Source organism: Mycobacterium sp. E3305 (assembly GCF_001666785.1).
GTDB lineage: Bacteria > Actinomycetota > Actinomycetes > Mycobacteriales > Mycobacteriaceae > Mycobacterium.
Genome location: NZ_LZJA01000201.1, coordinates 26,169 through 36,320 on the forward strand (window position 1 = coordinate 26,169; position 10,152 = coordinate 36,320).

The window sequence follows — 10,152 nt, forward strand, 5'->3', positions numbered from 1 at the left end:
GTCACTCCTCGATGTAAGGGATCACGATGATGGTGGCCGCGGCGGGATCGGCCTCGGCGACCGCGCCGCCCAGTGCGCCGGCCGCCGCGGCGGTGCCTCCGACGGAGTGGGTCGCGCTGGCGGCAATCGCGCGTCCCGCCAAGCCGGACAGGGCCATCTGGCTGAAGACGCCCTCTTCGCCGGCCAGCGCGGCGGGCGCGGCGGCCAGGTTGGTAGGCAGCACCTGGGCGATCGTTCGAATCGCCGGAGCCGCTTGCGTCCAGCCCTGTGGTACCGACATGCTCCCGATCACGCGCGCCTCCCCCATGGATCCGGACACGGGCCCAACGGCGGAGCTGAGCATCGGCTTCACCGCACTCGAGCCACTGGTCAGCGGGGCGAGAGCGCCAGTGATTGCCTTCGGGCCGGACAAGTAGGCGGCGGCGCTCTGGCCGTTCTGACCCCACGCGTACGCCTGACCGAAGGACAGGAACGGACCGCCCGGGACGCTGCTCCACGACTGAGGGGAATACGGGCCCGTCAGCACCGACCAGATGTTGTTCCAGTAGTCCAGGTTTTGTCCGATTCCGGTGGTGAGGCCGGTCCCGGTCGTGCCGGCGTTCGGAGCCGCGTTGCCGGCATTGACCGCGGTCTGCATCGTCGTGCTCAGCTGGGACAGCTGCGCGGCGGTGTTGCCGCTCGACTGTGCACTCGACTGGGTGACGGCTGCCGCCTGCATCGGCCCGGCCGACTCGTTGGTGGTCTGGGGCGGCTCGGCGAACGGTGTCAGCTGCGACGCGGTCGCCGACGATGCCGCGTAGCCGTACATAGCGGCGGCGTCCTGTGCCCACATCTCCATGTACTGCGCTTCGGTGGCGGCGATCGCCGGCGTGTTCTGGCCGAGGATGTTGGTCGCGATCAGGGCCGCCAGCAGGGCGCGATTGGCCGCGATAACCGGTGGTGGGACGGTGGCCGCGAACGCGGCCTCGTAGGCGCCCGCGGCCAGCTTGGCCTGGGCGCCGGCCGCCTCGGCCTGAGCACCGGTGGCGTTGATCCACGCCACGTATGGCGCCGCGGCGGACGCCATCGCCATCGACGAAGGGCCCGTCCAGGGCCCGGTCGCCAACGTTTCGATGGTCGCGTTGTACGACGCGCCCGCGGCCTGCAACTCTGCGGCCAATTCGTCCCAGGCCGCCGCGGCGGCCAGCAGCGGGCCCGAGCCCGCACCGACATACATCCGCCCCGAGTTGATCTCCGGCGGAAGCGCCCCGAAATCCAGCATCTACTACCTCCGGTCCCGCAAGTGGCCGCCATGGTAGGCGCGGCCTTGCTGCCTCGGCCGCATCCGCGCCGCGGTTCTAAGGAAACACATGAAATCGGCTACAGAAGACATGGGCTTATTTCGCATGCTGCAGACAACGGACCATTCTCTTCCTTAGCTGATATCCCCGACAAGATTGACGTCCGACTCAAGTCGAACACCGCTCAATCAATATACGATCATCGTGAGCGAAAAGTATTCGGCCCGCGTTCCCGCCGCGTTTACGGAATGTAAAAAGTGAATGTCATCGCACTGCCGAATGGTGTGAGGATTGTCCGCAGACAGCTATCTACCAAATTCAACTATTGCCTGCTTAAGCGTCTCATAGCGACGCAGAGCAACGGTTCACACAGAACTGGTAAACCGCGATACCCCCCGAAAGCGTTAATCAGCCGAATCGCACTTCGGCCGATCTCGCTGCATTATTTGAATTTGTTGCAATAGCTGTGAGCCGCAACCTCCTCAAGCCATATTAAAAACAACAAAATGCCCGCATGCGGGGCGATGCCGCGAATGGCGGCGGCTTAACGCTCGCACCATGGCTCGCGTGTCGGCCCGAACTAATTACCTCGGTCTCAGACGCAATTACGCCCAGCTCGAACCGACGGCGCTGTCGGTGCTGGCCATGTTGTTGCCGGCGCTCTGCACCTTCTGCCCGTGCGCGTTGGCCTGCTCGTAGATCACCTGGAAGTTGCGACCCAACTGGGTGATGAACTCCTGGCAGGCCACCGAACCGGCACCGCCCCAGAAGTCACCCGCAGCAAGCACATCGCGAACGATGGCCTGGTGCTCAGCCTCCAGACACGCCGCCTGAGCGCGAATCGTGGCGCCGTGCGCGTCTACGTCGCCGAACTGATAATTAATTGCCATTGCGTACCCCTACCGTTCATCAACACGAAGGGTAAAACGGGTATGCTGTCGCGCCGCTGATTAGCTGCTGACAGTTTCCTGGGAGCTGGTTTCTCCTGGTCATGGTCGTTTTCGCGCCCGCTTGCCACCCCGGATTCGACGGTGGCGAGGTTGCCGACGACGCGTAGTTCTCGACCACGATCCGTCACCGCCGAAGCCGGCCCACGTACCGGCTTCCGCGCGCGGCGCATCGACTCGCTGGCCGCTTGCCGCAACGGTTTCCCCGTCAGACCGCGGCATGACGCTCACAAGGAACGCGTATGGCGGGCGGTCTCGTACTGGCGGCCGCTCGTGCCGGCCGCGGGGATCCAGATTCCCGGCATCCCGCGCAGAAGCGCCCGAACCGAACTAAGTCGACTTGTTCTCGGCGACTGCGGCGCTGAGACCCTCGGCGAGATCCTCCTGGGTCAGTTCTTTGAACCGCAGCAGTTGACGCTCGCTGAACTCGGTGACCTCGCTGGCCAACACCGCGTCGAGGTCCTCGTCGTCCAGGCGGAAACTGCGGTGATCGCGGGCCTTCTCCACCACGTTGCGCACAAATCCGGCATTACCGAGGGTGTCGATGCCGCGGATCAGGTCGCCGTCTTCGGAGTAACTCTCGTCGAGATAAAACCGGGTGTAGGACGGCAGTAGAGAATGGGCGGCTTCCTCGGTGATAACGTCCTCGTTCTCCTGGCCCATCAACCGGGTCAACGCGACAAGCTCGTCCGGCGTGTAGCTGAAGAACTCGATCACGGTCGAAAACCGCCGGCGCAGACCCTGATTCACGTCGAGCATCTTCTCCATCGCCTTCGCATAACCCGCACCGAAGACGACGAGTTCGTCGCGATGGTTCTCCATGTACAGCAGCAACGTGTTGATGATCGCGTTGCCGTAGGGGTCGCCCTGCTGGTACCCCTTCTCGTGCAGCGTGTGCATCTCGTCGAAGAACACCGCCCCGCCCAGGGCTTCCTCGAGCATCTCCTCGGTGTTCTTCTCCGCGTCGGCCATGTAGCGACCCAACAGCTTGGTCCGGCTGGTTTCCACCACCACCGGCTTGCGCAGCACCGTCAAGCCGCACAGCTGCTTGGCAAAGGCTCGCGCCACCGACGTCTTACCGGTTCCGGGCGGACCCAACAAGAGGGTGTGGCGCGACGTCACCGGCACGGGGAGGCCCATCTTGGCGCGCGCCAGGTTCACCTTCGTCGTCGACTTGATGAGCTTGATCTCCCGCTTGGCCCGTTCCATCCCCAGCATCGCGTTGAGCTCCGCGTCACCTTCGGCGAGGTACTTCGCGGCCTCCTCCGCGTGGCGAGCGGCCTCCGTCTCGGCGCGGGTGGGTGCGCTATCCGGATCCCACGGATTCGTCCGCGCCTCAATGGTTTCCGGGTCCGTCAGGACCAGCCGATAGTTCGGATTGTCCAGCGCTTCCCGGGCCGGGGTGAACTTCGGATCCCGCGAATACACCCGGCGCAACAGTTCGACGGCCTCGTCTTCGCGGCCCAGGTGCCGCAGGCACATGCCCTGGGTGTACAGGGCGATGTTGGCCGCGCCCGGCACCCGGTCACCCTCGACAGCGTCCTGGCCGCGCCGCAATGCTTCCTCGAAGACGCCGAGTGACGCCAGCGCCGTCGTCGCCATCGCGGCGCCGGCGGCCTTGAGCTCCGGCTGTCGCCAGACCTTGCCCTCGGGGAACTGGTTGAGCACATCCGGCCAGCGTCCGGTGCGGAAATACAACACGCCCCGCACGTAGTCGACCAGCTCCTGCTCGAAGGGCTGGCGCGGTTCCACCCCGTCGAGTAGTTCCGACGCCTCCTCGTAGCGTTTCGCCTCGGCCAGGACGGCCGCGTAGGCACACGCCAACGACTCGGCGCTGGTGACGGCCAGCTGGAGGAACAGCCCGTCGGAAACCTGGGGACGGAACTCCAGGTCGGTGACCCCGAGCCTGCGCGTCTCCCATCCGAACGTCCGGATCGACGCCCACGCGCCGGAGAGCACCTCGATGCTGCGCTCCCCCGCCAGCAACCGCGCCAGCCAGGCGTCGCACATGCCGGGGTCCAGGTTGCTGGCCGTGGTGAACATCTGCGACGCGACCTGAGGATTGTGACTGGGTTGCAGCCCGTTGACCGATATCCCCGATGCCAACAGGCCGGCGACCATCGCGTTGCGGGCGCCCTCAGCGGTCGATTGCGGGCGCGTCATTGCGCCACAGGCACGCCCGCCGGGCTCTCTCGCAACTGGCCGACCGACAGCGTGAGCTCGTCGTCGTCACGCACGGCACGGCTCGGCACGACGAGCGTGGCGTGTGTCGCGGGGGCGGGCAAGCTGGCGCGGACCGCGGCCAACTGGCGTCCGGTGAGGCGGTTGAGGCCGGCGGAGATGTCCCGGGGCAGCCGCTTCTCGGTGTGGTAGCGCACCCAGGCCGACACCTGCGGCCGGCCCGCGGGGGCGGTGAGCCGGACCGTCAGCACCGTGGCGACGGTGTCCGCCTCCCACAGCTCGTCGAGGGTGTCGGTGGTCAGGTCGGCGGGCGTCACCCAGAAGCTGGTGGTGAAGCCGTTGAAGTGCTTGAGGTGGCGCCAGCCGGGCCGGCTCCAGGTCGGCTCCAGATCCGCCAGCACCGCGCGGTCCACCTCGGTGATCTCCTCGGCAGTCAAAGGCTTTGCGGCGCAATTGATTCCGTCGAGGTCCTGCGCCAGCCGCTCGGTGGCCGCCACCAAGGTCGAAGCCAGCGAATCGCGGACCGCCACGGCGGCGATGTTGCGCTGCGGGTTCATCCGCAGCACCAGCCAGGTGCGGCGAACGTACGAGGTGGGCTGCCCGTTGGCCACCTCCCACTCCTCGGGGCCCCAGTCGTCGAGCTTCGACAACTCGGCGGCGTTGCCGCCGCGGCGCACCTTGACCGACACGATGTCGATGTTATCGAGGTGAATGTCGAACTGCCGCAATCCATCAGCCACAGCCTGCACCAGCAGGGTAGGCGACGAGTTCCGGTGCCGGTGGCGCGACGACGGGTCGTCGTCACCACCGTTCACCGCGATGACCGACACCAGCTGGCCCTCGTACTCGCGCACGCCGACCTTGTCGCGCCCGAACTTGCGCTGGTAGTCGAGCACCGGCGTGCAGCCGGCGCCCAGAGCCGTCCCCGGGTCGGCGGACCAGTCCCATAGCCAGGTGGCCAACGCCGAGGTCACCGTGACGCCGTGATAGGTGACCAGGGAGAGCAGCGCGACCAGCACCGCGAGGCCGACACCCACCCAGAACGCGATGCGATAGGTGCCCTGCCAGGACTCCGGGCAGTGGCTGCCCACCACCAAGATGGCGACGTCGACAAGGAACACCGCGGTGACCCGTGGCCACGTCAACGACAACCCGAGTTTGCGCTGAGCTTTCATGACTGTTACTGCTCCGCCCTTATTGCTGCTTCCGCGATCGCTTCATCAGCATCGCCGTACCAAACACGCCCCCACCGATCAGCAGCGCCGCGAGCAAGCCTCCGCCGGCCACCCACACTGGCACCATATCCCGGTGCGGAGCGGGCCTCGGAATGTTCAGCGGCGCTGAAAGTTGCTGCGGGGGCTTCAACGGTCCTTCGGGTACGTCCCACGTCAGGGCCGCGACCGGATCGACGATACCGTGGCCGATCTGGTTGTCCACGCCACGCGCCGGTGCGCGGGCGGTGCGAGTCAACCGGTTGATGACCTGGTATGCCGACAGCTGCGGGAACTTGGCGCGGACGAGCGCGGCGATGCCGGACACGATCGCGGCCGAGAAGCTGGTGCCGGAGGGAACCAGCAACGTGTTGTCCGGTCCGTCGATCGCGTTGATGACGCCGTCGTCACGCGGGGACAGACCGACGACGTCGGTGCCCGGCGCGGCGATGCCCACCCACGGGCCGGCCACGCTCGTCGATCCCTGACCCTGACCCCCGGTCTGCGGCCGGCCGTCTTCGTCGACCGCCCCCACCGTCAGGACGTAGTCGCTGAACCAGGACGGCGTCACGACGGTGGTGACCGAGTTCCAGTTGCGAGGATCGTTGGGCTGCAACGGATCATGCGGCGGGTTCTGCTTGCAGTCCTTCTTGTTGGTGTCGCCCGCGGCGGCCACGATGACGGCGTTCTTGTCGACCGCCGCGTAGCGCACCGCCGCGCCGAGGGCGCGCTGGTCGACGATGTTGCGCGCGCTCATGCAGGTCACATCCGAGATGTTGATGACCTGCGCGCCCATGTTGGCGGCGTGCACGATTGCCCGGGCCATCGTCTGGACACCGTCGATTTTCGCCCGCGTCTGCGGGTCCTCGTCGCCGGTGTAGGCGTCCTTGAGGCCGAAGGCCTGGCTGGACTGACGGATCGCGATGATGTCGACGTCAGGCGCGACACCGCTGAACGCATCGGGGCCGGCCGACGGCGCCGGTGGCGCGGGCGGCGGGGGTGGCGGCGGATCCAGCGGGCGTGGGTAGTCAACCCCGACGACGTGGCTCCCACCGGAGTAGCTCGGGATCGTCACCGTGCCGCCGCCGTGGCCGGCCGCCGGGGCCTGGCCGGGCTGCGCCGGTCCTGGCGGCGGACCGTTACCGGGCGGAGGCGCCGCCGGAGGCGCGGGCGCCGGCGGCGCGCCGAAAGGTCCGGGGGCCGGCTGGTCCTGCGGCGGAGGCGGAACCATCGTCACGGTCTGCGGCAACGGTGACAACGTCACGGTCTGGGGCGGCGGCGCCTTCGGCGGCGGTTCGGTGGTGGGGATGGTGACCGGGCGGCGCGGTGCGGCCGGCGGCACCCCCGCGCCGTTCGCCGGCGCGGCGCCGATCATCGAGGCCACGATCGTGCCGTGGGCGTCGCAATCCGACAGCCCGTCACCGCCCATGACGTAATCCCCGCCGGGGATCAGGTGCGGAAACCTGGGATGCGGGCTCACGCCGGTGTCGATGACGGCCACCTTCACGCCGGCACCGCGCCCGAACTGCCACGCCTCCTGCAGGTTCAGCATGTCCATGTACTTCGGCTGCAGTCGGAAGTCCGTGCCGGGCAGCACCCCGACCTCGGTGCAGTAGGAATTCTGCTTCATCGGCGCCGGCGGTCCGGGCGGGCCGTCGGGCGGCACCGCGCCGGGATCGATCGTCGGCGGCGAAATCGCAGAAGCGGGCGGCAAGCCGGCCAATGCTCCTGAGGCGAGCAAGATTGCGGCGAGGGCCGCAGCGGATGCGCGCCCTCGCCACACCTTGCTACTACCGGTAGCGGATTGCTGCATAGACATTCATCAACCACAATGCCAGCGGGAAAATCGGCATCAGGCAGAGGTATTCGATCCATTCCACGAACTTGCGGAACAGCGGGCTGTAGATGGTGTTCGGCACCACGGCCGCGGACGTAAGGCCGGCCGCCGGGAGCAGAACCAGGATCGCCGCGCTGATCGACACCGCCAGGGGCGACTGCAAGACGAGCGCGTAGCGCACCACGACCGCGCCGACGATGAGAACGGCGGTCACGGCCAGGGTGATCGCCTGCCAGCGGTCGACGTACGAGCGTCCGCGCAGCATCAGGAACCCGGCGCTGAAGCCGGCCAGCAGGAGCGGCAGCCAGCGTTGACCGGTGTGCGGGTCCGACAGCGCCGTCAACGAGACGACCATCAACACGCCGAGACCGATCAGCAGGCCGGTCAGGAAGGAGCGGGCGCGTTCGGCCTGCACCAGGACGTCGCGGACGGACGCGGGGCCCTCGAGGACCGGGGGGCCGCCGTCGGAGCGGACCACGGTGGTGGGCAGGTCGGGCCGAGCCTCGAACACCCACCGGCTGGTCGCCGACGGGAAGACCGGCAGGCGGATGCCCGCCAACCGCCGCGAGAGGGCGGGCGCCGTGTGGTACACCAGCACGCACAGCAGGACGACGCTGGTCAGCAGCGTCACGGCACTGGTCATCGCGACCATCCGGGCCAGCGCCGCGATCGCGGTGACCACGCTGACGGTGATCAGGGCGGTGTAGAGCCCAAGGCGCCGACCGGTGAACCGGAGCGCAAGCATCGCCGCGATGGTGAGAACGCCGAAGCCGAGCACGGCGTGGGGGGACCCTACTCCGCCGGGCGGGGCCGCCGCCGCGGAGACCGTGAGTGGCGCCAGGCCGCTCAGCAGCATGATGTCGGCGATACGGCGATCCTGGTCGGTGCGCGCCCGCATCAGGAGCATCAGGGAGACGCCGAGCACCACCGCGGCGATCACCGCGGAGTACGCCGTAGGCAGCCAGGAGTTGTGGTGCCACCGGTACCAGAGCAGCAAGCCGGAGGCGGCGGTTACCCCGGCCGCCACCATCGACGCGCCGACCTGCACCGCGGCGACCGGGTCGATCGCGGCGAACCGCTTGCTCAGATTTGCCGCGACGGCGGTGGAGATGTGCTCGATGACCTGCGAGCGGTGCTCGGTGTCCTGGATGAACCGGATCCACAGCCGGTCGCCGTCGTAGACGTCCTGTTCGGTCAGGGACTGGGTGGCACGCAAGGGGGTGCCGTCAACCAGGCACAGTGCCCACCTGCCGCGGCCCGTCGCCTCCAGCGGGGTCTCGCCCAGCTCCCTGAGCCGGCTGTTCACCACCTTCAGCAGCGGCTCGGTCATCACCGAGACGGGGGCGTTGGCGTCCAGCAGTACGCCGATCTGTACGCCCGCACCGGCCATAACGCCGACCACGACCGCCCGAGGCTGCGAAATACCCTCAACGTCAGGCTGTAGCGCTTCAACTACCGCAGTCATCGCCCTGAACCCCTTACCGTCGTGAATGTGTAACCCCGTGCCGCCGACCGGGCGGGAGTCTGCGCCGGCCGACCTTCCGGAGCGCTGCGGCCCCCGGGAAAGTCCAGGCCGACTATTCCGAATTCCATCTACCCCGCCTTGCGATTAAAACTTCGGTGACAGTGGTTTGAGATTTGCTGAATCTCTCAGAGAAGTATGCCGTGTTGGCATCTCAACCGCATGTTGAGTGCAAAGCCATTGGTGAACTTTATGTTTCGTCTTATGTCAGACCCGGCTGTGGGTTTTCCACTCGCCATACGGCAGCGTGTCCAGCACCGTCTTGACGCCCACCTGCACCAACTGGGGGGTTGCGGGGCAGATGGCCAGCCATGCCTCCCCCGACCCCGCCGTCCTCGCCTGCTGGTAGAGCGCGATGCGGCCACCGGAGCCGTCTTTGAGCGACAGCACCGATGCGCTCGGCCCCTTCGCGTCGTCCCGGTATTGACGGGCGTACACCGCGACCTCGGCCGCCGGGTCCGAGAGGGCCTGTCCGAGCGCGGCCACCGTGGCGGCGCTGATGCCCATCCGCCGCAGGTCGCCGCCAGAAAATACGTTGAAGCCCGACTCCTGCCACGACTTGGTCGCTTCCAGCATCTCTTCCAGCGGCACGTTCACGGCATTGATGGCCGCGGGCTCCGCGTGGTGGATCGACTCCAGGGCGTCCAACACCAGGGAGGCGATCGAGGCGCTGTCGGCGATGGCGACGTCGTCGACGGTGATGTCGCCGCCCACCCGTACCGCCGAGACCCAGTGCTGGCCGCGACGGGCCAGCACCACCCGGAACTCGTTGTCGGGGATGTCACGCGACCCGGGCGGCTGGTTCTCGTCGTCGACCACGCCGTATAGCAGCTTGCCCCGCGACAACAGGGCGATGACCTCGAGGTCCGGCGCGGCCAGCACCCTCATCCGTGCGGCCACATGCTCGTTCACCTGATCGTTTTCGACGATGCCCTGCTCGCGCATCACCGCCATGCCGGGATGCTCGTTGAGCCAGTCGCTCGAGTCGGTGGAGACGAATGGCCGGCACCGCAGCTCCGGCGCGACGTGCCGGATGTCCAGGAGCGCCTGGAGCATCCAGAAGCCGTCGACGTTAACGGTGATGTCGGTACGGGCGGTCTGTTGGTCCATCAATACCTCAAGGAATCAAAGTGCACGGTAACCGCAGGACGCGGCAGCACACCAGACATCGGTG

7 protein-coding genes are annotated in these 10,152 nt (G+C 67.4%); all 7 read right to left on the reverse strand.

Features of this window, described 5'->3' with window-relative positions; all coding sequences use genetic code 11:
* Nucleotide 1: 1 nt before the first annotated feature.
* The gene (locus tag A5701_RS19030) at nucleotides 2-1,261 is read right to left on the reverse strand and encodes a PPE family protein (protein ID WP_067757175.1); all 1,260 of its coding nucleotides are present in this window, start codon (nucleotides 1,259-1,261) and stop codon (nucleotides 2-4) included.
* Nucleotides 1,262-1,885: 624 nt separating this feature from the next.
* Nucleotides 1,886-2,170 (reverse strand): WXG100 family type VII secretion target, encoded by a 285-nt coding sequence (locus tag A5701_RS19035; protein ID WP_067757178.1) that lies wholly within the window; start codon nucleotides 2,168-2,170, stop codon nucleotides 1,886-1,888.
* Between the two features lie 387 nt (nucleotides 2,171-2,557).
* Nucleotides 2,558-4,390 carry a type VII secretion AAA-ATPase EccA gene (eccA, locus tag A5701_RS19040; RefSeq protein ID WP_067757181.1) on the reverse strand — a complete coding sequence of 611 codons (1,833 nt, stop codon included), beginning with the start codon at nucleotides 4,388-4,390 and terminating at the stop codon, nucleotides 2,558-2,560.
* Nucleotides 4,387-5,583, reverse strand: coding sequence for a type VII secretion protein EccE (eccE, locus tag A5701_RS19045; RefSeq protein ID WP_067757183.1), 1,197 nt, complete (start codon nucleotides 5,581-5,583; stop codon nucleotides 4,387-4,389). The genes eccA and eccE overlap by 4 nt, the downstream gene beginning before the upstream one ends.
* A gap of 19 nt (nucleotides 5,584-5,602) precedes the next feature.
* On the reverse strand, nucleotides 5,603-7,432 hold the full coding sequence (locus A5701_RS19050; RefSeq protein WP_067757186.1) for a type VII secretion-associated serine protease mycosin: 1,830 nt from the start codon (nucleotides 7,430-7,432) through the stop codon (nucleotides 5,603-5,605).
* Nucleotides 7,410-8,921, reverse strand: coding sequence for a type VII secretion integral membrane protein EccD (eccD, locus tag A5701_RS19055; protein WP_067757190.1), 1,512 nt, complete (start codon nucleotides 8,919-8,921; stop codon nucleotides 7,410-7,412). The genes A5701_RS19050 and eccD overlap by 23 nt, the downstream gene beginning before the upstream one ends.
* Before the next feature lie 264 nt (nucleotides 8,922-9,185).
* Nucleotides 9,186-10,088 carry an ESX secretion-associated protein EspG gene (locus A5701_RS19060; protein ID WP_055405688.1) on the reverse strand — a complete coding sequence of 301 codons (903 nt, stop codon included), beginning with the start codon at nucleotides 10,086-10,088 and terminating at the stop codon, nucleotides 9,186-9,188.
* Nucleotides 10,089-10,152 lie beyond the last annotated feature (64 nt).

Coding starts and splice junctions, on each gene's coding strand:
- A5701_RS19060 (WP_055405688.1), bottom strand. CDS start 10,088: ATGGACCAACAGACCGCCCGTACCGACATCACCGTTAACGTCGACGGC.
- eccE (WP_067757183.1), bottom strand. CDS start 5,583: ATGAAAGCTCAGCGCAAACTCGGGTTGTCGTTGACGTGGCCACGGGTC.
- A5701_RS19050 (WP_067757186.1), bottom strand. CDS start 7,432: ATGCAGCAATCCGCTACCGGTAGTAGCAAGGTGTGGCGAGGGCGCGCA.
- A5701_RS19035 (WP_067757178.1), bottom strand. CDS start 2,170: ATGGCAATTAATTATCAGTTCGGCGACGTAGACGCGCACGGCGCCACG.
- eccD (WP_067757190.1), bottom strand. CDS start 8,921: ATGACTGCGGTAGTTGAAGCGCTACAGCCTGACGTTGAGGGTATTTCG.
- A5701_RS19030 (WP_067757175.1), bottom strand. CDS start 1,261: ATGCTGGATTTCGGGGCGCTTCCGCCGGAGATCAACTCGGGGCGGATG.
- eccA (WP_067757181.1), bottom strand. CDS start 4,390: ATGACGCGCCCGCAATCGACCGCTGAGGGCGCCCGCAACGCGATGGTC.